General features: G+C 63.6%; 23 protein-coding genes. 13 read left to right on the forward strand and 10 right to left on the reverse strand.

Features of this window, described 5'->3' with window-relative positions; all coding sequences use genetic code 11:
* Positions 1–131 precede the first annotated feature (131 nt).
* The 6 genes from I6F31_RS11700 (at position 132) to I6F31_RS11725 (ending at position 6451) form a co-directional block, all read left to right on the forward strand.
* Positions 132–1115: an ABC transporter substrate-binding protein gene (locus I6F31_RS11700; protein ID WP_225148148.1), complete on the forward strand. Its 984-nt coding sequence runs from the start codon at positions 132–134 to the stop codon at positions 1113–1115.
* Between the two features lie 76 nt (positions 1116–1191).
* Complete coding sequence (gene ilvD, locus I6F31_RS11705) at positions 1192–2886, forward strand: dihydroxy-acid dehydratase (RefSeq protein ID WP_225185428.1); 1695 nt, start codon at positions 1192–1194, stop codon at positions 2884–2886.
* A 94-nt stretch (positions 2887–2980) separates the two neighbouring features.
* Positions 2981–3826 (forward strand): ABC transporter ATP-binding protein, encoded by an 846-nt coding sequence (locus I6F31_RS11710; RefSeq protein WP_050996053.1) that lies wholly within the window; start codon positions 2981–2983, stop codon positions 3824–3826.
* Positions 3823–4608, forward strand: a complete 786-nt coding sequence (locus tag I6F31_RS11715) for an ABC transporter permease (protein ID WP_225185429.1) — start codon at positions 3823–3825, stop codon at positions 4606–4608. The genes I6F31_RS11710 and I6F31_RS11715 overlap by 4 nt, the downstream gene beginning before the upstream one ends.
* A complete protein-coding gene (locus I6F31_RS11720) occupies positions 4605–5372 on the forward strand; it encodes an ABC transporter permease subunit (RefSeq protein ID WP_225185430.1) in 768 nt (255 codons plus the stop codon). The genes I6F31_RS11715 and I6F31_RS11720 overlap by 4 nt, the downstream gene beginning before the upstream one ends.
* 32 nt (positions 5373–5404) lie before the next feature.
* Positions 5405–6451, forward strand: coding sequence for a peptidase M29 (locus tag I6F31_RS11725; RefSeq protein WP_036028939.1), 1047 nt, complete (start codon positions 5405–5407; stop codon positions 6449–6451).
* Here the strand turns inward: I6F31_RS11725 and I6F31_RS11730 are convergent.
* The 5 genes from I6F31_RS11730 to I6F31_RS11750 are packed head-to-tail and all read right to left on the reverse strand — an operon-like array spanning position 6433 to position 12166.
* The gene (locus I6F31_RS11730) at positions 6433–7440 is read right to left on the reverse strand and encodes a 3-hydroxybutyryl-CoA dehydrogenase (RefSeq protein ID WP_036007580.1); all 1008 of its coding nucleotides are present in this window, start codon (positions 7438–7440) and stop codon (positions 6433–6435) included. The two genes, I6F31_RS11725 and I6F31_RS11730, sit on opposite strands and share 19 nt — an antisense overlap.
* Positions 7441–7443: 3 nt before the next feature.
* Entirely contained in the window at positions 7444–8532 is a 1089-nt protein-coding gene (locus tag I6F31_RS11735; protein ID WP_225148150.1) for an NAD/NADP-dependent octopine/nopaline dehydrogenase family protein, read from the reverse strand.
* On the reverse strand, positions 8529–10064 hold the full coding sequence (locus I6F31_RS11740) for a long-chain fatty acid--CoA ligase (protein ID WP_225185431.1): 1536 nt from the start codon (positions 10062–10064) through the stop codon (positions 8529–8531). Before I6F31_RS11740 ends, I6F31_RS11735 begins: the two co-directional genes overlap by 4 nt.
* A 2-nt stretch (positions 10065–10066) precedes the next feature.
* A complete protein-coding gene (locus tag I6F31_RS11745; RefSeq protein ID WP_225148152.1) occupies positions 10067–11356 on the reverse strand; it encodes an acyl-CoA dehydrogenase family protein in 1290 nt (429 codons plus the stop codon).
* 12 nt (positions 11357–11368) lie between these two features.
* On the reverse strand, positions 11369–12166 hold the full coding sequence (locus I6F31_RS11750; protein WP_225148153.1) for an alpha/beta fold hydrolase: 798 nt from the start codon (positions 12164–12166) through the stop codon (positions 11369–11371).
* A gap of 210 nt (positions 12167–12376) precedes the next feature.
* Between I6F31_RS11750 and I6F31_RS11755 the strand changes: the two genes are divergently transcribed.
* The 3 genes from I6F31_RS11755 to I6F31_RS11765 all read left to right on the forward strand — a co-directional run bounded on the left by I6F31_RS11755 (position 12377) and on the right by I6F31_RS11765 (position 15574).
* On the forward strand, positions 12377–13138 hold the full coding sequence (locus tag I6F31_RS11755) for an SDR family oxidoreductase (RefSeq protein ID WP_225148154.1): 762 nt from the start codon (positions 12377–12379) through the stop codon (positions 13136–13138).
* A 41-nt stretch (positions 13139–13179) separates the two neighbouring features.
* On the forward strand, positions 13180–14016 hold the full coding sequence (locus I6F31_RS11760) for an enoyl-CoA hydratase family protein (RefSeq protein ID WP_225148155.1): 837 nt from the start codon (positions 13180–13182) through the stop codon (positions 14014–14016).
* A 307-nt stretch (positions 14017–14323) separates the two neighbouring features.
* A complete protein-coding gene (locus I6F31_RS11765; protein ID WP_036007562.1) occupies positions 14324–15574 on the forward strand; it encodes a flavin-dependent oxidoreductase in 1251 nt (416 codons plus the stop codon).
* Positions 15575–15583: 9 nt separating this feature from the next.
* Here the strand turns inward: I6F31_RS11765 and I6F31_RS11770 are convergent, their stop codons facing one another.
* Together I6F31_RS11770 and I6F31_RS11775 are read right to left on the reverse strand one after the other, a co-directional pair.
* Complete coding sequence (locus I6F31_RS11770; protein ID WP_036007559.1) at positions 15584–16039, reverse strand: cupin domain-containing protein; 456 nt, start codon at positions 16037–16039, stop codon at positions 15584–15586.
* 106 nt (positions 16040–16145) lie between these two features.
* On the reverse strand, positions 16146–17321 hold the full coding sequence (locus tag I6F31_RS11775; protein ID WP_225185432.1) for an ABC transporter substrate-binding protein: 1176 nt from the start codon (positions 17319–17321) through the stop codon (positions 16146–16148).
* A gap of 278 nt (positions 17322–17599) precedes the next feature.
* Here I6F31_RS11775 and I6F31_RS11780 point away from each other — a divergent pair, with 278 nt between their 5' ends.
* The 3 genes from I6F31_RS11780 to I6F31_RS11790 all read left to right on the forward strand — a co-directional run bounded on the left by I6F31_RS11780 (position 17600) and on the right by I6F31_RS11790 (position 20407).
* Positions 17600–18091, forward strand: coding sequence for a MarR family transcriptional regulator (locus tag I6F31_RS11780; RefSeq protein ID WP_036007554.1), 492 nt, complete (start codon positions 17600–17602; stop codon positions 18089–18091).
* Between the two features lie 144 nt (positions 18092–18235).
* Positions 18236–19927 (forward strand): benzoate-CoA ligase family protein, encoded by a 1692-nt coding sequence (locus I6F31_RS11785; protein WP_225148156.1) that lies wholly within the window; start codon positions 18236–18238, stop codon positions 19925–19927.
* Positions 19928–19942: 15 nt separating this feature from the next.
* Entirely contained in the window at positions 19943–20407 is a 465-nt protein-coding gene (locus tag I6F31_RS11790; protein ID WP_192893131.1) for a RidA family protein, read from the forward strand.
* A 12-nt stretch (positions 20408–20419) separates the two neighbouring features.
* Here I6F31_RS11790 and I6F31_RS11795 read toward each other — a convergent pair whose 3' ends face one another.
* The gene (locus I6F31_RS11795; protein WP_225125662.1) at positions 20420–21148 is read right to left on the reverse strand and encodes a CBS domain-containing protein; all 729 of its coding nucleotides are present in this window, start codon (positions 21146–21148) and stop codon (positions 20420–20422) included.
* A 205-nt stretch (positions 21149–21353) separates the two neighbouring features.
* On the opposite strand from I6F31_RS11795, the gene I6F31_RS11800 reads away from it, so the two are divergent.
* Entirely contained in the window at positions 21354–23180 is a 1827-nt protein-coding gene (locus I6F31_RS11800; protein ID WP_225185433.1) for an alpha/beta fold hydrolase, read from the forward strand.
* On the opposite strand, the gene I6F31_RS11805 is transcribed toward I6F31_RS11800, so the two are convergent.
* On the reverse strand, positions 23177–24163 hold the full coding sequence (locus tag I6F31_RS11805) for a CHAD domain-containing protein (RefSeq protein WP_225148158.1): 987 nt from the start codon (positions 24161–24163) through the stop codon (positions 23177–23179). The two genes, I6F31_RS11800 and I6F31_RS11805, sit on opposite strands and share 4 nt — an antisense overlap.
* Complete coding sequence (locus tag I6F31_RS11810; RefSeq protein ID WP_225148187.1) at positions 24163–25701, reverse strand: bifunctional aminoglycoside phosphotransferase/ATP-binding protein; 1539 nt, start codon at positions 25699–25701, stop codon at positions 24163–24165. Before I6F31_RS11810 ends, I6F31_RS11805 begins: the two co-directional genes overlap by 1 nt.
* Between the last annotated feature and the right edge of the window lie 14 nt (positions 25702–25715).

A 25715-nucleotide genomic window follows, 5' to 3' on the forward strand; every position in this document is an offset into this window, starting at 1 on the left:
AGCGCCGCTTTAGCATACATCTGGCGGCAAAACCGCCCGCCTCGCATGGCTTGCCTGATTGTTTGAACCATGAAACATTTGAGACGGTCGGGTTGGGGCGCCGGTCGGCGCCGGAGCAGCGGAGTGGCACGATGCGAACCGTTTCGAAGTGGATCCTGGCTTTGGGGGCGGCAGCCGCCGTGAGCGCGGGCGCAAGCCCGTCGTGGGGGCAGCAGACGATCCGCGTCGGCTGGACCATCCCTGCGGAGGAGTCCAAGTACTGGATGATGCGCAGGCCGACCGAATTTCCCAATCTCGGCAAGTCCTACAACATCGAATGGACCCAATTCCAGGGCACCGCGCCGATGACGCAGGCCCTGGCGGCCGGTGCACTGGACTGTGCGACGCAGGCGCCGCTCTCGCTCTCCAACGGTGTCGTCGGCGGCAATCTCAAGGCTTATATCGTCGCGCAACACGTTTTCGAGATGCCAGGCGGTTTCTCGGTCTACTGGGCCGTCAAGGATGACTCGCCCATCAAGACAATCGCGGATCTCAAGGGCAAGACGGTCGGCATTTCCGTGATCGGTGGCGGCACGCAAGGGCCGTTCAATCTGCTCTTGAAGCAGAATGGCGTCGATCCGGCCAAGGACATCAAGCTGGTCGAGGTCGGCTTTGCCGTCTCCGAGGACGCGCTGCGCCAAGGCCGCGTCGACGCGGTGAACATGAACCAGCCGTTTGCTGCGCGCGCGGAGGCAAAGGGCGGCACAAGGAAGCTGTTCTCGCTCTCCCAGGCCATGCCGAACATTGTGCACATTCTGGAAGCCTGCCGTGCCGATTTCGTCGACAAGAACCCCGAGTTGGTCAAGGCCTATGTCCGCGATATTACCTCGGGCATGAAGAAGGCACTCGCGAACCGCGAGGAGACTCTCAAGGTCGTCAATGAAGTGCTGAAAGCCCCCATCCCGGTGCTTGAGACCTACCTGCTCAAGGACAATGATTTCGGCCGCGATCCGGGTGCTGCGCCGAACTTCCCGGCGATCCAGAAGATGCTGGATATCTATGCAGAGACAGGAATGCTGCCGAAGCTGGATGTCGCACAGTTCAAGCATCCGTCGATCGTCGCGCCGCTTCAATAGAAGCGGGGCGAAATTACCGAACGTAGTATCGTGGCGTTCCGGATCATCCGGGACGCTGCACGAAGAAGATGCATCTATGAAGAAGTTGCGATCCCGAGTCACCACAGACGGCCTCGACCGAGCGCCGCATCGTGCATTCATGCGCGCCATGGGGCTCGACGACGCTGCGATTGCGAAGCCGATGGTGGGCATCGTCAGCATGAAGGGTGAGCAGACGCCCTGCAACATGACCCACGACTTCCAGGTAGCTGCAGCCAAGACCGGGATCGAGGAGGCCGGCGGTACACCGCGTGAGTTCTCGACTGTTTCGGTGTCCGACGGCATCAGCATGAATCATGAGGGGATGAAGTTCTCCCTGTTCTCGCGTGAGCTGATCGCCGACTCGATCGAAGCCGTGGTCCATGGGTTGGCCTACGATGCGCTGATCGGATACGGCGGATGCGACAAGACGCTTCCTGGCGTGATGATGGGCATGGTCCGCTGCAACGTACCCTCCATCTTCATCTATGGCGGCAGCTCGCTGCCGGGCCGCGTGGATGGACGTACGCTGACGGTGCTCGATTCCTATGAGGCTGTCGGCAGCTTCATGACTGGCGAGATCGACGGCGCCACGCTCGAACGGATCGAGCGCGCCTGCCTGCCGACGATCGGTGCGTGCGCCGGCCAGTTCACCGCGAACACCATGGGCATGGTATCGGAGGCGATGGGGCTGACTATTCCCAACGTCTCGATGGTGCCCGGTGTCTATTCCGAGCGTGCGCAGATTTCGCGACGCGCCGGCCGACTGATCATGGAGATGCTGGACCGCGGCGGGCCGCTGCCGCGCGACATCGTGACGCGGAAATCCCTGGAGAACGGAGCGGCGATCGTGGCAGCGACGGGCGGCTCGACCAACGCCGCGCTGCACCTGCCGGCGATCGCGAATGAGGCTGGAATTGCATTCAGCATCGATGACGTGGGGGAGGTCTTTGCCAGGACGCCATTGATCGGCAATCTCCGCCCCGGAGGCAAGTATACGGCGAAGGATGTCTACGATATCGGCGGCGCTGCGGTCATCATTCGCGAGCTGATCCAGAGCGGTCATATCGATGGCGGCTGCTTGTCGATCACCGGCCGCACACTTGCCGAAGAGTACGGTGTGGCCAACGCGCCCGACGGAGAGGTTGTGTACACGGCTCGCGCGCCGATCATGCCTGACGGTGGTGTCGCGGTGCTGACGGGTAACCTCTGTCCCGATGGGGCGGTGATCAAGGTGGCGGGCTTGAAGAGCCAATTCTTCGAAGGCGTCGCGCGTGTTTTCGAGGATGAAGAAGCCTGCGTCGCAGCCGTTCGTGACCGCAGTTACAAGGCGGGCGAGGTTCTCGTGATCCGCAATGAAGGGCCAGTCGGCGGACCTGGCATGCGTGAGATGCTTGGCGTCACCGCACTGATCTACGGGCAGGGCATGGGTGAAAAAGTGGCGCTGATCACCGATGGCCGGTTCTCCGGCGCGACCCGCGGGATGTGCATCGGCTACGTGTCCCCCGAGGCATTTGTTGGCGGTCCGCTGGCGCTCGTCCGGAATGGTGACCGAATCCGGATTGATGCCGCAAATCGACGGATGGATGTCCTGCTCGAGGAACAGGAGCTCGCCGCACGGCGACGCGATTGGAAGCCGCGCCCGCCTCGCCACCGCGCAGGTGCGCTGGCAAAATATGCGCGGCTGGTTGGGCAGGCGCCGGGCGGAGCCGTGACGCATGAAGGCCCGGCAGAATGGCCGTGGTTCGAATGACGCACCGCACGGGCGCGAAAGTGACAGCCTGTCTGGCAGGCTTCTTGCTAAGCTGATGCCGCTGAATCCTCGTGCGAGTGGGACGGAAGGCGGGATGACGGTAGTATCTGCGAGATCGAGCGAATGGGTGAGACCGGTGACGCAACAAGATCCGGCTTCCGCAATCATCGAGATCGACCGCGTGTCGCAGGTCTTTAAAACCTCGGCACGCAAGAATCATGTTGCGCTTTCGGACATTTCGCTGACGATCGAGGAAGGAGCTTTCGTCTCCATCCTTGGTCCGTCCGGCTGCGGCAAGTCGACACTGCTCTACATTGTCGGCGGCTTCGTCAGTCCAACCAGCGGCGCGGCGAAGATGAAGGGACAGGCGATCACGGGGCCCGGTCCGGATCGCGGACCGGTATTCCAGGAATTTGCGCTCTTTCCCTGGAAGACTGTGCTCGGCAACGTGATGTATGGGCCGCGTCAGCAAGGAATTCGCGGCACCGAGGCCGAAGCGCAGAGCCGGGCCCTGATCGAGATGGTCGGCCTCAAGGGCTACGAGAACTTCTATCCCAAGGAGCTGTCGGGCGGCATGAAGCAGCGCGTGGCGCTGGCGCGGACGCTTGCCTACCATCCCGAAGTGCTGCTGATGGACGAGCCGTTCGGGGCACTCGACGCGCACACGAGGACGCGCCTGCAGAACGATCTTCTGAACATCTGGGAGCGTGACCGCAAGACGGTGCTTTTCGTCACCCATTCGGTCGACGAAGCCGTCTTCCTCTCGGACAAGGTCGTCATGATGTCGAAATCGCCCGGGCGAATCCGGCAGGTCATCGACATCGACCTGCCGCGGCCGCGCCGCCGCAACGAGCTGTTGCTCGATCCGCGTTACCAGAAGTACGTCGTCGACATCGAGCGCATGTTCGACGAGAGCGACGAAGCCGGAGCGCCCGCGTGATGTCGGCGGCCGGCATGACCAAGCGCGCTGCCCCGGTGCTCGCCTGCATCGGATTGCTGGTGGTGTGGCAGGTCGCGTCACTGGCGCTGAAGAATGACAGCTTTCCGACCGCGATTGGAGCGTTGAGAGCGATTCCGGACATCCTTGGCGACAGGGAATCCCTGATCAATATTCTGGCCTCGCTCCGGCGCATGGCGATGGGATTTGGCGCGGCCGTGCTCGTGTCGATTCCGCTTGGCCTGTTGATGGGGCGTAGCGCCGCGATTGCGGCCTTCTTCAATCCGCTGCTGATGGTGATCTATCCGGTGCCGAAGGCGGCCTTGATGCCGATCATCATGCTCTGGCTCGGCGTCGGCGACATCACGAAGACGCTCGTGATCTTCCTCGGCGTCAGCCTGCCCGTGATTTATCACAGCTTCGAAGGCGCCAAGGCGGTCGAAGAGAAGATGCTGTGGTCGGGCGCTGCGATGGGGCTCTCGCCGGTGCAACGCCTGGTGCGTATCGTGCTGCCGGCGGCGCTGCCGGAAATTCTGACGGGGTGTCGTACAGGATTGGTGTTGGCGCTGATCACGATGATCACCAGTGAGATGATTGCCCGTCAGTCCGGTGCCGGAAACATCCTGTTCAACGCGCTCGACATGGGCCAATACGAAACCGTCTTTGCGATGATCATCATCGTTGGAGCGATGGGAATCTGCCTCGACGCGATTTTCGAGAAGGTTCGTGCTAGGCTCGTGCGCTGGTCCGAGCCACAGTTCGACATGCCGCTGAGCTTCTCATGATGTCGCGGCTTCTCCCCCCTAATTTCGTTCTTGGGATTGCTCCGATCGCACTGGTGATCGCGCTGTGGCAAGGCTTGGTGTCTTTCGGCTTCGCGCCGGCAGTTCTGCTGCCGCCGCCAGGCTTCGTCTTCGGCAGGCTGCTCCAGCAACTCGTAACCTCGACGTTCCAGCACGAGATCGCGGCGACCCTGATCAGGCTGTTTGCCGGCTTCGCGATTGCTGTCGTGCTCGGTGTCAGCATCGGCATTGCCGCCGCCGCCAATCCGGCGATCAACGCCGTGGTTCGGCCCATCGTGCGCGTATTGGCGCCTTTGCCCAAGGTCGCGCTCTATCCGGCCTTGCTGCTGCTGCTCGGATTTGGCCACGGATCGAAGATCACATTAGTGGCTGCCGACGCTCTTTTCCCGATCCTGCTGTCGACCTATTACGGTGCCTCGACCGTCGAGCAGAAGCTGATCTGGTCGGCTATGGCTGCGGGATCGTCACGCTACGAAATCCTCTTCAAGGTAGTGCTGCCGGCAGCGATGCCGTCGATCCTGACCGGGTGCCGGATTGGCCTTGTCATTTCCTGCATCGTGGTGTTTCTGGCCGAAATGATCACGTCGACGGACGGATTGGGGCACGCCCTCGTGACTGCGGCCAGAACCTTCCAGGCCGTGGACATGTTCGTGCCGCTGATCACGATCTCGCTGCTGGGCTTGATCTTGAACGGCCTGCTGGGAGCCGTGCGCTCGTACTTGCTCCGGGGCTTCCCCGAAGCGTAACTAACAAGAATCCTGAAGACCGGGAGAGAACCATGCTGGCTGATCGTATCGAGGCAAAATGGATCGATGCGTTTTGCGAGATCTTTGAGCGATGCGCCGTCAAGGCCGGCGATACCGCGGCGATCCTGTCGGAGACCCAGTCACGCGCGTTGAACGTCCATCTCGCGGAGCTGGCCCTGCTGCGGATGGGCGCGCGGCCGTTTCATGTGGTGATGCCGACGCCACGTAACCGGCATATCGTTCCGGTCCGCTCCACCGGGGCGAGCGAGGCGATCCAAAAGCTTGGTCCAGTGATCACGGCGCTTCAGCAGGCCGGCTTCGTCGTGGATTGCACCATCGAAGGACTGATGCATGCGGTGGAGACGCCGGAGATTCTCAAAGCCGGCGCGCGGATCCTGGTGATCTCCAACGAGCATCCCGAAGCGCTGGAGCGCATGGTGCCGGATTCCGCGCTCGAAAAGCGTGTTCGTGCGGCGGCCAAAATGCTGCGCGGAACGAAGCGCATGCGTGTCTCCTCGAAGGCCGGCACGGCGCTCGATGTCGATATGGTCGGAGCGTCGACGGTCGGTGTGTGGGGCTGGACCGACAAGCCCGGCACGCTCGCGCATTGGCCCGGCGGCATCGTCGTCAGCTTTCCCAAGAGCGGGACCATCAACGGCACCCTGGTGATGGCGCCCGGCGACATCAACCTGACCTTCAAGCGCTACCTGACCTCGCCGGTGAAGATGACTCTGAAGGACGACTATGTCGTGGAACTCGAAGGCGAGGGCACGGATGCCGCGATGATGCGCGCTTATCTGGCCGCCTGGGGCGATCGCGAAGCCTATGCCGTGTCGCATGTCGGCTTCGGCATGAATCCCGGTGCGCGCTATGAGGCACTATCCATGTATGACCAGCGCGACACCAACGGCACAGAGATTCGGGCCGTTTCCGGCAATTTCCTGTTCTCGACCGGTGCGAATGAATTTGCAGGGCGCTACACGGCCGGACATTTCGACCTGCCGATGATGGGAACGACGATCGAGCTCGACGGCGTTGCGGTCGTCCGCGAAGGCGTGCTTCAGGACGTCTTCGGGTAGCCGCGATCGAGCACGGGCGGCCGGGCGAGGTCGAAGTGCCGGAGCAGGTCGACCATGGCCTGCAACCGCTTCACGCGATAAGCATCGACGTCCATCCCGGAGTAATCCAGGAAGCCGGCGCCCGTGCGCAGGCCGATCCGGCCTTCATGCATGTTGCGGGAAATGACCTCCGGCGCGCGATAGCGGTCGCTACCAAGCGCGCCTTCGAGGTAACGGCTGGCGTAGTATAGGATATCGCCGCCGCCCCAATCGATGAATTCGAGCAGCCCGAGCACGGCATAGCGGAAGCCGAAGCCGTAACGGATCGCCTTGTCGATCTCTTCGGCGCTGGCGACGCCTTCCTCGACCATGCGCGCGGCCTCGTTCATTGCCAGCGCCTGGATGCGCGGGACGATGAAACCCGGTGTGGCGGCGCAGACCACCGGCACCTTCCCGATGCCTTCGAGCAGCGTCTTGACCTCGTCGATGACGGCCGGGTCTGTCGCCTTGCCGGGCGAAACCTCGACCAGCGGGATGAGATAGGCCGGGTTGAGCCAGTGCACGTTTAGAAAGCGGCGCGGGTTCACGATCGCGCCCGAGAGATCGTCGACGAGGATGGTCGAGGTCGTCGACGCGATGATCGTTTCAGGGCCGACCTGCTTTGCCGCCGCCCCCAGCACCTCGCGCTTGAGCTCGACCACCTCAGGAACGCCTTCGAAGATCATTCCGGCTTCGGCCAACGCTGCGCCGCTCCGGCTCGCCGGCACCACCGAGACCCGCGCGATCAGCGGATCGACATCCGCGTCGGTCAGCAGCCCCAGTTTTGACAGGCTGGCGAAGGTCTTCCTGACTTCGCCAAGCGCGTCCGTTTCCAGCTTGGTGAAGTCCTCCGCGGAACGCGCCTTGATATCGATCATCGTGACCCTGTGCCCTGCATACGCGAAGGCAACGGCAATGCCCCGGCCCATGCGGCCAGCGCCGAGACAGGCGATATTGATGCGACTGGTCATTGATCAGAATCCATTGCGGAGCAGCGTCTGCAATTCAGCCTTGCTGAGCTCGCCGAGTCCCAGCGTCTGGAGCGTTCGGCCACCTCGCGCAAAATCTTCGCCGCAGACCGCGCCGCCGATTGACAGAAACGCTTTGGCCAGCGGTGTGTCCACGCCAGCGAGACCCGCGACGGACACCAGCAGCGACAGCCCAAGCCGCAGATCCTCGCGCATGTAACGGTGCTCTGTCAGCACGATCCGCTCGCGCCAATCACCGGAATCGGTCAGTCGGTCGTGCGAGCCGCGGCCATACATCCAGATCTCGCCTTCCCTCGCGTAGTGATGAGCCAGCGGGAAATGTGGCGCGCCGTAGCCGAGTGCCTCGCGCACTGCGATGCGTTCTGCGTCGAGCGCGTCAGTGACCCGGCGGATCGCGGCTTGCGTACCTTCCTTGTGAATGTCCCAGCGCTCGAAATGTTCGATCGGCCCTGCGTTCATCACGATCAACGGCGGGTGAATGATCGGACCTGCGTTCATCAGGGCGCCCGACAGCGCGTCTCCGCATGTCTCGATCGCGTCTGGGAAAGCGCGCCCGATCACTGCGAGGGCGTGGGGCGCCTGCTCGAGCGGGAACACGCCGACCGGGAGCCGCTTGGCGCGGATGGTGATCGCGACCTCGAACGGTCCGTGCTTGCGGGTCAGCCACGGAAGCGTGCCCGTTTCGGCAAAGCTGGCCTTGGCATTGTTGCCGGCATCTCGGGCCGCCTGGGCGAAGATCATCGAGCCGAACGTCGCTGGCGGCAGAAACACGACCTGACCGTCCCGCAAATGCGGCGCGAGCAGGCGAGCGATATCTGCTTGAGCGAAGGCCGGAGCCGGGCACAGGATCAACTCCGTGCCTTCGACGGCGTCCGCGATGTCGGTCGTGACCAGCGCCAGCTTCACGTCATGACGGCCGTTGTGATCCTTGACCAGGATGCGCGAGCCGGCGGCGCGATGCGCTGCGACCTGATCGGCATCGCGGCGCCAGAGCCGCACCTCGTGCCCCGACAGCGCAAAATCGCCCGCGGCCGCGAAAGAGCCGTTTCCCCCACCCAGAACTGCGATCTTCAAGATGCTTCTCCTTGCGCCCGTGACTGCGCATCAAGCTGCTTCAGCAGGAAATGCTGGACCTTGCCCAGCGCCGTCCGCGGCAGGTCGTTGACGAAGACGATCTCGCGCGGAATTTTGTAGCGCGCGAGTTGCGCCTGAAGATGCGCCCTCAATTCGTCCGCCTCGAGCCGGCAGCCGGATCTCGCAATGACATAGGCGACCGGCACCTCGTCCCAGCGCGGGTCCGGACGGCCGATCACGGCGCATTCGCTGACGTCGGGGTGTTCGAGCAGGACGCGCTCGACCTCGGCCGGGTAGACGTTTTCTCCGCCTGAAATGATCATGTTCTTCTTTCGGTCGCGGACCCAGAAATAGCCGTCGGCATCGCACAGGCCGATATCACCGGTGCGATACCAGCCATCCTGCAGCGCCTCGCGCGTTGCGGCGTCGTTTCCCCAATATTCGAAGAACACGTTGGGACCGCGCACCGCGATTTCGCCCGGCGAGCCCGCGGGCAGTTCTTCGCCGGCCTGGTCGATCACCTTTGCCTCGCAGCACAGGCCGGCAAGGCCGGTCGATCCCGCGCGCGAAAGGTCGCCGCCAAGCCGCGTGTAGACGGCGATCGGGCAGGTTTCGGTCGAGCCATAGACCTGAAGCACCGGGACGTCGCGCGCGACGAAGCGCTCGATCAGGTGCGGCGGTACGATGGTCGAGCCGGTGGCGACGGCCTTGAGTGAGGAAAGATCAGCGGTCGCCCAGGCGGGATGCTCACTCACCGCCTGAAGGATCGCAGGAACCATCACCGTGAGTGTCGGCCGTTCCCCTTCAATGGCCGCAAGCGCGGCATCCGGCGTGAAGCGCGCATGGACCGTGACGGTCGCGCCCAGCTGCAACGCCGGCGTAGTCTGGATGTTGAGGCCACCGACGTGAAAGAACGGCAGCACGGTCAGCACGTGGTCGTCGGATGTCATGTTGTGCATGTGCTGGCTCATGACGCCGTTCCAGAACAGCGCCTCCTGGCGCAGCACCGCGCCCTTTGGCCGTCCCGTCGTGCCTGACGTGTAGACGATGAGCAGCGGGCTGGAGAGGTCGGTGTGTGGATTTCGGCTCGTGCCGTCACCGCGGACCAGCAAATCTTCGAATACCGTGCCGCGAGGTGGCGTGAAGTCGAGGCCGACGACGGATGTTCCTGCCGCGGTCTGTCCCAGCTCGGCAAGCACTCCGGAAAACGCCTGCTCGAGCACCAGGACCTTGGTGCCGGCATCGCCGAGAATGAACAGCTGCTCGGCGACGGCCAGTCGCCAGTTCAGCGGCACCAGCATCGCGCCGAGCCGCGCACAGGCGTAAAGCAGAACCAGATAATCCGGCCTGTTCAGGCTTAGAATCGCGACGCGATCGCCGCGGCCGACGCCGAGCTCCCCCTTCAAGGCAGTCGCGGTCCGTTCGATCCGTGCGGCGAATGCCGCATAACTCAGCCGCGTCCCTTCGAAGGCAATGGCCGTCTTGTCTGGCGCGAACGCCGCGTTGCGGTCGATCAGGCTACAGAGGTCCACGGTCAGTCGTCCGTTTCACCGGCCTCGTACAGCGCTTCGCGCCCGATCCGGTCGAGGCAGAGCTCGGCGGTCCAGGGCAGCATCAGCGAGCCGCAGCGGCTGTCACGATAGATCCGCTCCAGCGGCAGCGAGCGAAGCATGGCCTGACCGCCGCAGGTGCGGATCGCGAGCGCGGCGAGCTCATTGGCGCCCTCCATCACGGAATATTGCGCGGCATAGGCGCGCAGCACTTGCTCCTTGCTCGGATTGGCGCGCGCCTCGGTCACGGCCTGGAACCAGATTGCCTTAATCTGCTCCAGCTTGATCTGCATCTGCGCCACCGCGATCTGCTTGGTCGGGTACATCCGCCGCTTGACCGACGGCATGCCCGGGACCTCGCCGCGCAAGTAACGCACGGTGAAGTCGTAGGCGGCTTGCGCCAGGCCCATATAGGTCGGCGACAGCGTCAGGAACATGTGCGGCCAGCGCTGAGCTGCCTGGAAATACACGCCGCGCGGCATCAGCGCCGAATCTTCCGGAACGAACACATCCTTGAACAGCAGCGTCCGCGAAACCGTGCCGCGCATGCCCAGCGGGTCCCAGTCGCCGACGACCGAGACGCCTTCTGATTTGGCTGATATCGCCAGGTAAAGCGTGTTGCGGCGCGACGCCTTCTCGCCTTGCTCCATCTCGGTGCAAAGCACGCCGTAATAGTCGGCGTGGCCCGAAAGCGAGGCAAAGATCTTCTTGCCATTGACGATCCAGCCACCCGCGACTGGCCTTGCTTCGGTACCGAAAGCAACGCCGCCCGCAGCGGCAGCTCCACCCTCGGAGAAGGGTTGCGAATAGATCGCACCGTCCTCGACGATGCGCTTGTAGTGCACCGCGCGCCGCCGCTCATGCTCGGCACGAGTCTCAGCATCCATGTCGAGATCGTCGGCGAGGGGACCCGACCACAGGGTCGAGCAGACATGCATGTTCCAGGTCAGTGCAGTAGCGCCGCAATAGCGGCCGATCTCGGCTGCCGCCAGGGCATAGGTCTGGTAATTCGCGCCGAGGCCGCCGTGCTTCTTTGGCACGGCGATGCCGAGCAGGCCGATGCGATGCAAATCGCGGTAATTTTCAGTCGGGAAAGTCGCCTCGCGATCGTAAGTGGCGGCGCGACCGGCAAACACGGTCTGGCCAATCTCTCTCGCGCGGGTGATGATGCCGGCCTGCTCGTCGTTCAAGCGGAATGCGACCGGATCGAAGATCGGCGCATCCAGCGCGACCTTGTCGGTCGTGCCAATCGTCTTGCTGACTTGCATGGTCATCGCGCAGTTACCTTAAGCTTTGGTCGCGAGCGAGTTCAGGAACCGGCCGAGAGCTTCGTCGAAGGCGTCGGGGCGTTCGAGATTGGCGAGATGGCCGACGCCAGGCAGCTCGACATATTCGGCCCCCGGGATATAGGTCGCCGTCTTTGCCATCATCGGCGCGGGCGCGTTGTTGTCCTTTGAGCCGGACAGCAACAGCGTGGGAACGGAGATATTTCCGAGCGTGCTGCGTTGATCGAAGCCGATGAGAGCCAGCATCATGGCGCGATAGCTCGCTTCGGGCACGCTCCCCATGCATTCGCGGGCAACCTCCATCCCGTTCGGATCGGGATCGTCGCCGACGAGCTCCTTCACCAGGGAGGGGGCCAGCGACTTCATCGTCTCGCCGCGATCGAGCGGTCCCAGTCGCGCTGCGATGAATGATTTCTGCCAGTCGCCGTCCGCCTTTCCGAACGCAGGGCTGGTCTGCGCCAGCACGACTGCGCGTGCCAGCTTGGGGGACTGAACCAGCCACTTCTGAACGATCATGCCGCCGATGGAATGGCCGACCAGAACAGGCCTGCTGACGCCGAGTTGCGCGATGAATTGCTGCAGCGCCTCCGCCAGGGCAGCGATACTGACGCTCGCAAGCGGCGCCGATCCTCCATAACCGGGCATGTCCCATGCGATCGCGCGGAAGCGGCCGCCAAATGTCGCAAGCTGCCCCCGCCAAGCCCGCGCCGCGCCGCCGATGCCGTGCAGGAAGATCAGCGGTATCGCGCCCGGATCGCCCGCGGCTTCGTAGGCGAAGCGTCCGTCCTTTGTTGTCATTGGCACAGGCTGCGACACGCGACATCCTTCTGCTGGGCCCCTCGATGCTAACAGGCCTTTCGGAGATGGAAAGCGATAATTTTATACTTAAAGCAATTTTCGGGCCGTTGCTCGTGCCGCATCATTCGCCGCCCACGCGCCGCTTTCGTTGCAAAAACTTGAAGGTTAAAATATATCGAACACTGGTCACGAGATCCGAGGAGCCAGCGCATGTCCGGATTGCCGCATTCGCCGCACACGCTGGTCACCGGTGGCGGGCGCGGCATCGGCCGAGCGATCGCGTCCGCTCTCGTCGGCGCCGGTGCGACCGTGACCGTGCTTGGCCGGAACGCGGCGGTTCTCGACGAGGCGGTCAATGCAGGCGCCGCGCACTTTGCGGCTGTCGCTGATGTCTCGAACGAAGCGTCTCTGAAAGCCGCGATCGCCGGGGCAAGTGCGCGCAAGCCGATCGACATCCTGATTGCCAACGCGGGCAGCGCTGAATCGGCGCCGTTCGCGAAATCGGACAGCGCGCTCTTCAGCCGGATGATGGATGTCAATTTCATGGGCGTCGTGCATGCCGTCCAGGCCGTGCTGCCGGGCATGAAGGATCGTCCCTACGGCCGCATCGTCGCGGTAGCGTCCACCGCAGGCCTCAAGGGCTACGCCTATGTCAGCGCATATGCAGCGGCCAAGCACGCCGTCATCGGCCTCGTGCGTTCCCTTGCTCTCGAGATGGCCGGAAGCAACGTCACCGTGAACGCGGTGTGTCCCGGCTTCACCGACACCGACCTCGTCGCCGGGAGCATCGACAACATCGTGAAGAAGACGGGCCGGACCCGCGAGCAGGCAATTGCCGAGCTCGCGAAGCACAATCCGCAAGGGCGCCTGGTTACGCCTCAGGAGGTCGCAGACGCGGTTCTCTGGCTGTGCGGGGAGGGCGCGAGCTCGATCACCGGACAGGCGATCGCAGTGGCCGGTGGCGAAGTCTAGCCTGCCTGGCAGGCGCGGAAAAAGAAAGCCAAGGAGATCCCATGAGCAGACCAGCCAATCCCGTTACCGTGCCGCTTGCGGATTACTCACCGCAGCATTTCCTGCTCGCCGCGGTCGACGGCGTTGCGACGGTCACACTCAACCGTCCCGAACGAAAGAATCCGCTGACGTTCGAGAGCTATCGGGAACTGACCGACTTCTTCCGCGCCTGCGCCTTCGACGACGCGGTCAAGTCCATCGTCGTGACGGGTGCCGGCGGCAATTTCTCGTCCGGCGGCGACGTGTTCGAGATCATCGGCCCGCTGGTGAAGATGGACACCAAGGGTCTGACCGCCTTCACGCGCATGACCGGCGACCTCGTCAAGGCGATGCGGGCCTGTCCTCAGCCGATCGTGGCCGCGGTCGAAGGTATCTGTGCCGGGGCCGGAGCGATCATCGCGATGGCGTCTGATATGCGCCTTGCGGCGAGCGGGGCCAAGGTGGCGTTCCTGTTCAACAAGGTGGGGTTGGCCGGCTGCGACATGGGCGCTTGCGCCATCCTGCCGCGGATCATCGGGCAGTCCCGCGCCTCCGAGCTGCTCTACACCGGCCGGTTCATGACGGCGGAAGAGGGCGAGCGCTGGGGCTTCTTCAGCCGCATCGTCGCGCCAGAGCAGGTGCTGCCCCAGGCGCAGGTTCTGGCCAGGCAGGTCGCGGAAGGCCCGACCTTCGCCAACACCATGACCAAGCGGATGCTGGCCATGGAATGGGCGATGTCGGTGGAGGAGGCGATCGAAGCGGAGGCCGTGGCTCAAGCCCTGTGCATGACAACGGCGGATTTCGAGCGCGCCTTCGACGCTTTCGCCAACAAGGTCAAACCGGTCTTCAGGGGCGACTGAGCCGGTCGCAATTATCTGCAGCCAATCCAGCGAGGGGGGACTTGCGGGGGATTATTTTAGGTTTAAAATAATTTCGTTGCCGCCTGCGTGAGATGAAGCTCGCCAATCGCGCGATGATGTCGCCGATGCGCATGTATTCGGGTTCCGCGACAGCGTGCGCGACCGGCAGGATCTCCAGGAGCTGAGAATTAAGGCTAAGCCTAAGACCAGGGCGGAGCTCAAGGCGGAGGCGACAAAGCCGCTTGCGGCGGAGTGACCGCCCGTGCGACGTTAACCCATTGCCTGCGGTTCGAGTGGAGTTAGGGCGATGAAGGCGATTATCGTCGGTGGCGGTATCGGTGGTCTCACGACGGCTTTGATGTTCCGCTCGCGCGGCCTGGATTGCGAGATCTTCGAGCAGGCCGACACCATTCGCGAGCTCGGCGTCGGCATCAACACGCTGCCGCATGCCATGCGCGAGCTGGCCGGCCTCGGCCTGTTGCAGAAGCTCGACGAGGTCGCGATCCGCACCGATCAGCTCTACTATCTCAACCGCCATGGCCAGGAGGTCTGGCGCGAAGCTCGCGGCATCGACGCCGGCCACGACGTGCCGCAATTCTCGATCCATCGCGGCCGCCTTCAGGGCGTTATCCATCGCGCCGTTGAGGAGCGGTTGGGCCGCGAGGCGATCCACACCGGCTGCCGGCTCGGCGCCTTCACGCAGGACGAGGGCGGCGTCACTGCTTACTTCTTCGATCGCGCCGGCACCCATGTCCACACCGCGCGCGGCGATATCCTGATCGGCGCCGACGGCATTCACTCTCGCGTCCGCGAGACGCTGTTTCCGAACGAAGGGCCGCCGTGCTGGAACGGCCTCATGCTGTGGCGCGGTGCGCGCGACTGGCCGCTGTTTCTCACCGGAAAATCGATGATCGTGGCCGGCGGTCTCAATGCCAAGGTGGTGATCTATCCGATCGCGGAAGGATCGAGCCCGGCGAGCCGCCTGACCAATTGGGCGGTGCTGGTGAAGGTGGGCGAGGGCAACGCGCCGCCGCCGCGGAAGGAAGACTGGTCGCGGCCGGGCCGCCGCGAGGAGCTGATGCCGCACGTGGCACGCTTCTCGGTGCCCTATATCGACGTGAAGAGCCTGATCTCGGCAACGCCCGAATTCTACGAATATCCGACCTGCGACCGCGATCCCTTGCCCTATTGGTCATCGGGTCGGGTCACGCTGCTCGGCGACGCTGCGCATCCCATGTATCCGGTGGGGTCGAACGGCGCCTCGCAGGCTATTCTCGACGCGCGCTGTCTTGCGGATGTGCTGGTGCGCGCCGAACACCCGCGTCAGGCCTTGCTCGAATACGAGAAGAAGCGTCTGCCGATGACGGCCGAGATCGTCCGCTCCAACCGGCGCGGCGGGCCGGAGGGCGTCATCGACGCCGTCGAGCAGCTCGCGCCCGACGGTTTCGACAATGTCGACAACGTTCTGAGCTATTCCCAGCGCGAGGCCATCGTGCGTGGCTATGCCACCAAGGCAGGCTTCGCCGCGGTGCCGGGACTCGCGGCGGTGCGCGCTTAAGACAGGCTGCTAGCCGCCGGGCGGCGGCGGCAGGAAGTGGATGTTGAACTCGGCAGCCATCGCCACGACGTCCTCCGGCTTCTGCTCCTTCATGTTGTGAAGGCCCCAGAACAGGTCGAACAGCTTGCGGCTCGGCGAGACCCAGAACAGCACCTTGGCGGTCTGCTCCGACTTGTTGAAGATGCCGTGCGGCACGCCCATGCCGAGGCGGATCAGGTCGCCTGCACTGGCCTGCGCCTCCGAATTGCCCAGCATGAAATCGAGCTTGCCCTCCAGCATATAGAGATACTCATCCTGGTCGGGGTGAATGTGCGGCGGCACGAAGGTGCCCGGCGGTAGCGTCGCGTGCCAGGAGAAGCTGTTCTCCGCGTAGCTCTTCGGCACGTAGGTCTGGCCGAGGATGTTCCAGGAAATGCCCTGGATTCCTTCATTGGCCCGCGTGATGCCGGTGATTTCGCTCTTCATTGCAGTCCTCCCGTAGCGCGCTGCGCGGCTATTGTCAGAGCATGATCTTCATCGGAAAACCGCTGCGCACTTTGCGCTAGTGCGGCCCTTCGGGTCCGGATCATGCTCAGTTCGACGCCTTGCAGTCCTTGGCATAGCGGTCGCCGTAATTTTCGAAGACCTTCTGCACGATCTCGGTCTGGAACTTGCCGTCCGGACGCTTGGCGACCTTGGTCAGGTAGAAATCCTGGATCGGATAATTGTTGTTGTTGAACTTGAAGGCCCCGCGCAGCGAGGTGAAGTCGGCCTTCTTCAACGCGGCGCCAACGGCCTCCTTGTTGGAGAGATTGCCCTTCACGGCCTTGACTGCGCTGTCGATCAGCATCGCGGCATCATAGGCCTGGAAGGCGTAGGTGCCGGGAACGCTGTTGTAGGCGGCCTCATAGGCGGCAACGAACTTCTTGTTCTGGGGATTGTCGAGATTGGGCGCCCAGTTCGCGCCACCGAACATGCCCACCGCCGCATCCTGCTGTGCCGGCAGGGTCGATTCATCGACCGTGAAGGCCGAGAGCACCGGAATAGTATCGGCGAGCCCGGCCTGCCGGTACTGCTTGACGAGATTGACGCCGAGGCCGCCCGGCATGAATGTGAACAGTGCATCGGGCTTCTGCGAGGAAATCTTGGAGAGCTCCGGCTGGAAATCCAACGTGTTCAACGGCATGTAGGACTCTTCGACGATCTCGCCCTTGTAGTCCAGCTTGAAGCCAGCCACCGAATCCTTGCCCGCCTGATAGTTCGGCACCATCAGGTACATCCGCTTGTAGCCGCGATCCTGCGCGACCTTGCCGAGGATCTCGTGCACCTGATCGTTCTGATACGAGGTCACATAGAAGAACGGGTTGCAATCCTTGCCGGCGAAGGTCGAGGGACCGGCATTGGGGCTGATCAGGAAGGTTTTCGACTCCGTGATGGGCCGGTGGATGGCCTGCAGGATGTTGGAGAAGATCGGCCCGACCGCGAAGTCGACCTTCTCACGTTCCAGAAGGCCCTTCACCTTGGTCACCGCAGCATCCGGCTTCAGCTCATCGTCGACGACGACGACCTCGACATCGCGGCCACCCATCTTGCTGCCGAGATCCTTCACGGCGAGCGCGAAGCCGTCGCGAACCTGCTGGCCCAGCGCTGCGGCGGGCCCCGATAGGGTCACGATCACACCCAGCTTGATTTTTTCCTGGGCGAGGGCAGGGGTCACCACGGTGCCGAGTAGCATCGCAGCTGCGGCCAAGGTTATTTTCGTCTTCATGATCTGTCCCTCGTGACGATTGGCTTGCGCTGCAAGCCACGTACTCCAATCCAAAGCTTATGCCGATGACGGCGGTCCCGGCAAGCCGAGCGCGGGGCGTCGCATCGTGCGAGCAGCGATGCATGCAAGCTGCGCGCCAATTATTTGAAGCCTAAAGAAACTGGCGTGCGGTCGATTGTTGCAGCTTTGGACTTGCGGCCGACGCGGATTTATTTGAAGCTCAAAACGTTGGGGATTCCGTGCCCGCGCCATGGCCGGCCGTGAGTGACTGCATCGACATGCTCGATTCCGAGACCAAGGTTGTCGAAACACCGGAGGACCACGCCGAAGAGCTTCGGCTGTGGCTGCGGCTCTTGACGTGCACGACGCTGATCGAGGGCGAGGTGCGCGGCCGGCTGCGGCAGCGGTTCGACGTCACGTTGCCGCGTTTCGACCTGATGGCACAGCTCGACAAGGCGCCTGACGGCATGACCCTGTCAGATGTCTCCAAGCGCATGATGGTCTCGAACGGCAATGTGACCGGGCTCGTGGAGCGCCTGGTGGAATCAGGCCATCTCGACCGGCGGACCTCAGACACCGATCGCCGCGTCCAGGTGATCCGGCTGACCAAGCTCGGGCGTGCCGAGTTCCGCAGGATGGCCGCCGAGCACGAGACCTGGATCGCCGATCTGTTCGCCGATCTCTCCCCGAAGGATGTGCGCGAATTGATGCGCCTCCTCGCCAAGACCAAGGCGTCCGCGCAGAAATCGGCCGCCCGCCGCCGGCCGTAGCCTGCGGGCGCGACAGCCCGACACCCTTTGCCGCATGAAAAAGCACGGGATGCCCAAAATCCCCTATTGCGCCGAATTGTTTTAAGCCTAAAATGTTTTCCAGATCGTGCTGCCGGGTGCAATCCATGCTGAAAGGAGCGTGCGATGGCCAACGCCGCCAAGATTCAAGGGACGGGCTCGTCTGACGGCAGCGCCGCGACGGCCCATGTCGATACGTTCGCGCGGCAACATCTGCCGCCGCGCGAGCTCTGGCCCGAATTCATCTTCACGCGGCCGGAGCTGAACTATCCGCCGCGACTGAACTGCGTCAGCTATTTCCTCGATCGCTGGGTCGAGCAGGGCCATGGCGATGCCCCTTGCGTCATCAGCCCGGCCGTCAGCTACACCTATCGCGAGCTGCAGGCGCTGGTGAACCGCATCGCCAATGTGCTGGTTGGCAAGCTCGGTCTCGTCAGCGGCGGGCGTGTGCTGCTGCGCTCGGCCAACAATCCGATGATGGTTGCGACCTATCTCGCGGTGATCAAGGCCGGTGGAATCTGCGTGGCGACGATGCCGCTGCTGCGCGCCAAGGAGCTGTCCTATCCGATCCAGAAGGCGGAGATCACGCTGGCGCTGTGCGACGGAAAGCTCGCCGAGGAGATGGAGAAGGCGAAAGCTGCTGCGCCCGGTCTCGAGCGGGTCGTCTATTGGGGCAATGGCGCGGCGGATTCGCTGGAAGCGTTGATCGCCGATGTCAGCCCGGAGTTCGAGGCGGTCGATACCGCCGCCGACGACATCTGCCTGATCGCCTTCACCTCGGGCACGACCGGCGATCCCAAGGGCACCATGCATTTCCATCGCGACATGCTCGCGGTCTGTGACGGCTATGCGCGCAACATTCTGCGCGCCGTGCAAAACGATCGCTTCATCGGCTCGGCGCCGCTCGCCTTCACCTTCGGCTTCGGCGGCGTGCTGTTTCCGATGCATATCGGCGCCTCCTTCGTTGTGCTGGAGAAGACGACGCCGGACGACATTCTGAATGCGATCGAGCAGCACAAGACCACGGTCTGCTTCACGGCGCCGACCGCATACCGCGCCATGCTTGGCAAGCTCGCAGGCCGCGACATTTCTTCGCTCCGCAAATGCGTCTCGGCGGGCGAGACCCTTCCCAAGCCGACATTCGATGCCTGGCTTAAGGCGACTGGGATCAAGCTGATGGACGGCATCGGCTCGACCGAGATGCTGCACATCTTCATCAGCGCGACCGAGGACGAGATCCGCCCCGGCGCCACCGGCAAGCCCGTGCCGGGCTATGAAGCCAAGATCGTCGATGATGAGGGCCGCGACGTGCCGCCCGGAACGATGGGCTTTCTCGCCGTGCGCGGGCCGACCGGCTGCCGCTATCTGGCCGACGAGCGGCAGCGGAAATACGTCCAGAACGGCTGGAACATCACCGGCGACACCTATTTGATGGATAGCGACGGCTATTTCTGGTACCAGTCGCGCTCCGACGACATGATCGTGTCGGCCGGCTACAACATCGCAGGAACTGACGTCGAAGCGGCGCTGCTTACGCATCCGGCGGTCGCCGAATGCGGTGTGGTCGGCGCGCCGGACGAGGCGCGGGGCATGATCGTCAAAGCCTATGTCATTGCCGCGCCCGGCGTGACCCCTGACGCTCAGCTCGTGGCCGAGTTGCAGGAGCACGTCAAACGCGAGATCGCGCCGTATAAATATCCGCGCGCCATCGAGTTCGTCGCGCAATTGCCGAAGACCGAGACCGGCAAGCTGAAGCGCTTTGCCCTGCGGCAGTTGGCGCAGGCTGCAGTGACGTCCTCAGGCGTCGCCGCGGAATGAGAGAAGGATAGAGAATTGTCTGTGACGACGCCGAAAAGCCCGCAACTCGCGGTCCTGCCGACCGCAGCCGAGGATGGAACGCGCACCAAGGCGCAGATCCTGCAGCCGTCAGGCTGGCCGCTGCCGAAGGGCTATGCCAACGGCATGGCTGCCGAAGGACGCATCGTCGTCACCGGCGGGGTGATCGGCTGGGACGCCGAGGAGCGTCTCGCCGACGGCTTCGTCGCGCAGGTGCGCCAGACCCTGGACAACATCGCAGCGATCCTGGCCGAGGCCGGTGCCCGGCCCGAGCACCTCGTGCGCCTGACCTGGTACGTCGTCGACATGGACGAGTACCTGGCCAATCTGAAGGAGCTCGGCAGGATCTACCGCGACGTCTTCGGAACGCACTATCCAGCGATGGCCCTGGTACAGGTCGTCCGCCTCGTCGAGAAGGCGGCGCGCGTCGAGATCGAAGCCACCGCCGTCATTCCGAGCTGAACTCCGCGGCGATCAGCTCGCTTTGGCGAGCTCGTCGTCTTCGGGCGAGTTGAGATAGACGCCGGATATGGTGTCGACCCAGCAGAGATGATCGTGCACCTTCTTCACGCCCTCGACGTTTTCCGCGGCGACGATCGCGGCTTGCCGAGCGCGCTCTTCGGTGATGACGCCGCTGAGATGAACGATACCGTCGCGGACGATGACGTTCAGCCCGAACGGGCACCAGTCGTTCTTCTCCATGGTGTCGATGATGCGGCTGCGAATGTGGTCGTCGTCCGCGGTCGGATCCGGCACTTCGCGGGCGAGCCCGGCCACGGCCTGTAACAGGTTGGCGCGGGACACGATTCCGACGACCTTGTCGCCGCGCACCACCGGCAGCCGCTTGACGTTGTTTCGCTCCATGAGATCGACGATCTCCGCAAGCGCCGTATCCTCGGTGATGGTTACGGGCAGGTCGGTCATCACTTCCGAGACCTTGCGGCCGTGTTCGTGAACGAAGTCGCTGGCGGATTTGCCCGGACCGAGGATGAACCGCAGCCAGCGCCCGCGCTTGCGCCCGGTGCCGATCTCGCTGCGCCGGATGAAATCTCCTTCCGACACCACGCCCACCAGCTTGCCGGTAGCGTCGACCACCGTGAGGCCGCTCACATGTCGCTTCAGCATGATATTGGCGGCCTCGACGATGCTGGTGTCGGGGGTAACCGAGATGACCGACCGGGTCATGATCTGGTGGGCGCGCATGAACAACTCCGCTGGCATGTCAATTTCAATGGACAAAGCCTAGTGAATCCATCGGGGTGCGGTTTGACTCAGGTCAAGCGGAGAAAGCTTGCCTTGATTGACCGATTTTGATCCGTGCCGCGATTTGATGCAGCTCAACGCGCACTGGAAGCGTCGCCATATCCTGCCGCAGGCGTAGAACAGAAGCCCGCAGGAACAATGAGCCATGAGCGTCGTGAAGATCTTCCCGCGGGCCGAAGCGCCGCTGCAAGCTCCCGCTATCAGGCCGGCTGCCGGGATTTCCGAAAGGGTCGCAGGCACGCCGGCTGACTGCACTTGCCCGCAAACAACGGATTCGTATCCACTCGATCGCGCGTTTCATGCCATGCTGGCGCGGTTCACGGGCGGAATCTCGCCTGTTGCCTTGTCGCTCGCCTGGCTCGACTGGGGCGCGCATCTTGCGGCGGCGCCTCAGCACCAGATGGAGCTCTTCCGCAATATCTTCCGCGACTCAGGCCGCTTCCTGGAAGCTGCCGCTCACGCGACATCGCAGGAACCATGGTCCGTCATTCGGCCGCAGGCGCGGGATCGCCGCTTCAAGGACCGGCAATGGGAAGCCGCGCCGTTCAATCTGCCTGCGCAGGCGTTTCTGCTCACCGAGCGCTGGTGGCACGATGCCACGACCGGCATACGCGGCGTGTCGCACGCAAATGAGGGCATCGTCGAGTTCTCGATGCGCCAGATGCTCGACATGCTGGCGCCCTCGAACTTCGCCGCCACCAATCCGCAGGTGCTGGAAAAAGCGTTCCAAAGCGGCGGGGAGAACTTCGTGTTCGGCTGGCAGAACTGGTGCAGCGACCTGATGCGCCTGCTCTCCGGCTCGAAGCTGGCCGGCGAGGATCAGTTCGTCGTTGGCAAGACGGTGGCGGCTTCGCCCGGCAAGGTCGTCTACCGCAACAGCCTGATCGAGCTGATCCAGTACCATCCGACGACTGCGCAGGTGCGGCCGGAGCCGATTCTGATCGTGCCGGCCTGGATCATGAAGTACTACATCCTCGATCTGTCGCCGCAGAATTCCCTGGTCAAATACCTGACCGCTCAGGGCTTCACCGTCTTCGCGATCTCCTGGCGCAATCCGGATGCGAACGATCGGGATGTTGCCTTCGACGACTACCGCAAGCTGGGCGTGATGGCCGCGCTGGACATGATCGGGCAGATCGTGCCGGGCCGGAAGATCCATGCGCTCGGCTATTGCCTTGGCGGGACGTTGCTGTCGATTGCCGCGGCGGCCATGGCGCGGGACGGCGATAGCCGTCTCGGCACCGTCACGCTTCTCGCCGCACAAACCGATTTCACGGAGGCCGGCGAACTGACGCTCTTCATCAACGAGAGCCAGGTTGCCTTCCTCGAAGACATGATGTGGCAGCGCGGTTATCTCGACACGACACAGATGGCAGGCGCGTTCCAGCTCCTGCGCTCCAACGAGCTGATCTGGTCGCGGCTCTCGCGTGATTATCTGATGGGCGACGGCTCGCCACCGAGCGACCTGATGGCCTGGAATGCCGACGCCACGCGGCTACCCTATCGCATGCACTCGGAGTATCTGCGTAAGCTGTTCCTGAACGACGATCTGGCGGAAGGTCGCTATCGGGTCGAATGCCGGAGCGTCTCGCTGTCCGACATTCACACACCGATGTTCGTGGTCGGCACGCTCGCCGATCACGTGGCGCCCTGGCGATCCGTCTACAAGATCCATTATCAGGTCGATGCCGACGTAACGTTCCTGTTGACCAGCGGCGGTCACAATGCCGGTGTCGTGGCGCCTCCGCAGGAGGAGGGCCACTTTTATCAGGTGCTGACCAAGGCTGCCGATGCGCCCTATATCGGTGCGGATGAATGGCTGAAGCTGGCCCCGCGCGTCGAGGGCTCATGGTGGCCGGAATGGACCACTTGGCTGGCGGCACGTTCCGGCGCGCCCTGCGATCCGCCGCAGATCGGACTTGGCGACGCCCTCGGCCTGCCGGATGCGCCGGGGGACTACGTCCACACCTAAGCCTCCGGCTCCGATCTCGGCGTGAGATCCGAGGAGCGGAACGGTTTGGCCTTGTCCAATTTGCGATAGGCCGTTGACGCCTTCCGCAACAACTTCTTCTCGCGTTTGCGGTTGAGGAAGCGACGGCTGGCATCGATTCCGGCGCCATTCAACGAGGCCGCCAGTGCCTGTCCGCGCGCATCGTCGTTCAATTGACCGAGCGAGCGTTGTGCCTTGCGCAATTGCTTGAGGATGGACTTCTGTTTCGTCGCCACCCCATCGGCGAACAGATCCGCAAGCGACTCGACCGAGTAGGTCATCCGCTTGTTGAGGAGCCGCAGCTTGTGACGTTTCTCGACATCGAGCTTCTTCAGCTTACGGGCCTTCTTGAGCAGCGTCGTCTCCCACTCGGTCAGCCGCTCCGTCGCATGGTCGGCGAGGGTGCAGCGGCGCAACCGCATCGCTTCCTTGCTGCGGCGGGTCGACCAGGGGCCGCTTTCGATCCACGTCGAGGTTTGCTCGACCAGGCGGCGATACCGCGCCGATTGCAGCGCACGCGCCAGCAGCCGATGACTCTCCGCGCGTTTTTCGTCCCAGCGCTGAAGCTCGGCGACCACCGCGAGCTCGTCGCTACTCTCTGCGACGATCCGCTCGATGGCCACGTCGAGGTCCCGCACCATGCCGAGCTGACTGTTCAGCCATTTCAGTTCGGCCCAGACTTCCGGTCGCACGTTATCGTCGACCATTGGCGAGAAGAAGCGGATGGCAGTCCGCAGATGCGTTAGTGCGATCCGGATCTGGTGCAGCGCATCCGGATCGCCGCGGCAGGTGCCGTCGTGCTGAGCGATCACCGCGCCGAGGTGTCGGCGGGCGATGATGCGGAAGGCCGTGTCGCAGGCCATGCCGGGGCTGAGGCGGGCGGGCAGGACATTGCGCCGCGTTGCCGGCTTGGCATGCGTATTTGCCGTCGAGCGCGTGGTGGGTCGCGACTTCCTTGCCCGCATCAGTCTGATTGCCTTGTTTGCCCCTCAGCGATGACGTTCCGGCAGTTCTGAAGCGTCTGCTCTTGTGTCCCGGATGCATCGATGGTCGCCCAGCCGACATGGCCGATATTATAGTGCTCTTGCAGCGCGGCAACCTCCGGCGTGGCGTCCGATGCGTCTCCCCGGCGGTTGCCGATGCGCGCTTGCCGGGTTGCAAGGTCTGCGACCAGGAACAGCCCGTTCAACGTCACGTTGCATTCGCGCGCCAGCGCCGCGATCGCATCGCGTTCGTCCTCGCGCGCGAATACGCCGTCGACGATCGCCGAATGGCCCTGCGCCAGCACCCGCCGGGCCTGCTGCACCAGCGTGTCATAGGCGCAGGCCGTGACCTCCGGCGTATAGGCTGAAGGCGGCAAGCGGTGGGTGTCTTCGACCCCGAACATCTGCTTGCGGACGAGATCGCTGCGCAGCACGACGGCGCCCGGCGCCGGTGCCACGACCGGCGCGAGCGCGTGCGCCAAGGCGGTCTTTCCGGTGCCGGACAGTCCGCCGACCGCAATCAGACGCGGAGCAGGAGGACGGATCAGCGTCCCGGCGAGGTCGAAATAACGCCGTGCCTGGTCGACGATGCCGGGATCGTCGGAGTACGGCGGTTTCAGTCGCGCCAGCGCCACCTGGGCGCGGATCGCCGCCCGGATGGACATGAACAGCGGCAGGGTCGAGAGCGCATCGAGATTGTCGGCCGGCGTCGCGGCGAGATAGCGGTTCAGCACTATGTTTGCCGCGCTCGGCTGGTGGTGCTGCAACAGGTCCATCAGCGTGAATGCGAGATCGTAGAGCACGTCGACCGTCGCCATCTGCGCATCAAACTCGATCGCGTCGAACAGCACGGGTCGATCATCGATCATAACGATGTTTGCCAGATGCAGATCGCCATGGCAGCGGCGCACGAAGCCCCGGCGGCTGCGCTCTGCGAGCAGGGGACGAATACGCAGATAGGCCGCATGCGAAGCCTTGCCGAGTTGCTCGATTTCGTCTGCGCCGACATGGCCGCCGGCCCGCAGACCATTCGTGTTGCCGTCGATCAGGGCCGGAATGGAGGAGACCCATGCCTTTCCGTCGGCGCGCGTCGCCGCCGCATGCGAAGCGGCGATTGCGTCAGCGGCGGCCGAGGCAAGCTTCGCGTCCAGCGGTCCCGCCTCGGCCAGATGATCCAACGTCCTGCTTTCGTCGAAGCGCGACATGTCGACCGCATACTCGATCGGCCGGCCGGCGCCCTCGACCTTCACCGATCCATCCGGCTCTTCCGTGATCGCCACAACGCCATGGTAGATCTGCGGCGCCAGGGGCCGGTTGATCCGGATCTCCTCCTCGCAGGCCGCCTTGCGCTTTTCGAGCGTCGAATAGTCGAGGAAGGGAAACCGGACGGCGCGCTTGATCTTCAGCGCACGCTTTGCGTCCAGGAACACCGAGGCGGCATGCGTGTCGATGCGCATCACGCCGGGATGGTCGGTCAGCATCCGAAAGATGCGCTCCTGAGCCGCCGTGTCATCCTTCATCGAAGCGGACATGG

The organism is Bradyrhizobium sp. NBAIM01, from assembly GCF_020194115.1.
In the GTDB taxonomy this organism is placed as follows: domain Bacteria; phylum Pseudomonadota; class Alphaproteobacteria; order Rhizobiales; family Xanthobacteraceae; genus Bradyrhizobium; species Bradyrhizobium yuanmingense.

Coding starts and splice junctions, on each gene's coding strand:
- I6F31_RS11700 (WP_225148148.1), top strand. CDS start 132: ATGCGAACCGTTTCGAAGTGGATCCTGGCTTTGGGGGCGGCAGCCGCC.
- ilvD (WP_225185428.1), top strand. CDS start 1,192: ATGAAGAAGTTGCGATCCCGAGTCACCACAGACGGCCTCGACCGAGCG.
- I6F31_RS11710 (WP_050996053.1), top strand. CDS start 2,981: ATGACGGTAGTATCTGCGAGATCGAGCGAATGGGTGAGACCGGTGACG.
- I6F31_RS11720 (WP_225185430.1), top strand. CDS start 4,605: ATGATGTCGCGGCTTCTCCCCCCTAATTTCGTTCTTGGGATTGCTCCG.
- I6F31_RS11725 (WP_036028939.1), top strand. CDS start 5,405: ATGCTGGCTGATCGTATCGAGGCAAAATGGATCGATGCGTTTTGCGAG.
- I6F31_RS11730 (WP_036007580.1), bottom strand. CDS start 7,440: ATGACCAGTCGCATCAATATCGCCTGTCTCGGCGCTGGCCGCATGGGC.
- I6F31_RS11745 (WP_225148152.1), bottom strand. CDS start 11,356: ATGACCATGCAAGTCAGCAAGACGATTGGCACGACCGACAAGGTCGCG.
- I6F31_RS11750 (WP_225148153.1), bottom strand. CDS start 12,166: ATGACAACAAAGGACGGACGCTTCGCCTACGAAGCCGCGGGCGATCCG.
- I6F31_RS11755 (WP_225148154.1), top strand. CDS start 12,377: ATGTCCGGATTGCCGCATTCGCCGCACACGCTGGTCACCGGTGGCGGG.
- I6F31_RS11760 (WP_225148155.1), top strand. CDS start 13,180: ATGAGCAGACCAGCCAATCCCGTTACCGTGCCGCTTGCGGATTACTCA.
- I6F31_RS11765 (WP_036007562.1), top strand. CDS start 14,324: ATGAAGGCGATTATCGTCGGTGGCGGTATCGGTGGTCTCACGACGGCT.
- I6F31_RS11770 (WP_036007559.1), bottom strand. CDS start 16,039: ATGAAGAGCGAAATCACCGGCATCACGCGGGCCAATGAAGGAATCCAG.
- I6F31_RS11775 (WP_225185432.1), bottom strand. CDS start 17,321: ATGAAGACGAAAATAACCTTGGCCGCAGCTGCGATGCTACTCGGCACC.
- I6F31_RS11780 (WP_036007554.1), top strand. CDS start 17,600: ATGCTCGATTCCGAGACCAAGGTTGTCGAAACACCGGAGGACCACGCC.
- I6F31_RS11785 (WP_225148156.1), top strand. CDS start 18,236: ATGGCCAACGCCGCCAAGATTCAAGGGACGGGCTCGTCTGACGGCAGC.
- I6F31_RS11795 (WP_225125662.1), bottom strand. CDS start 21,148: ATGCGCGCCCACCAGATCATGACCCGGTCGGTCATCTCGGTTACCCCC.
- I6F31_RS11800 (WP_225185433.1), top strand. CDS start 21,354: ATGAGCGTCGTGAAGATCTTCCCGCGGGCCGAAGCGCCGCTGCAAGCT.
- I6F31_RS11805 (WP_225148158.1), bottom strand. CDS start 24,163: ATGCGGGCAAGGAAGTCGCGACCCACCACGCGCTCGACGGCAAATACG.
- I6F31_RS11810 (WP_225148187.1), bottom strand. CDS start 25,701: ATGAAGGATGACACGGCGGCTCAGGAGCGCATCTTTCGGATGCTGACC.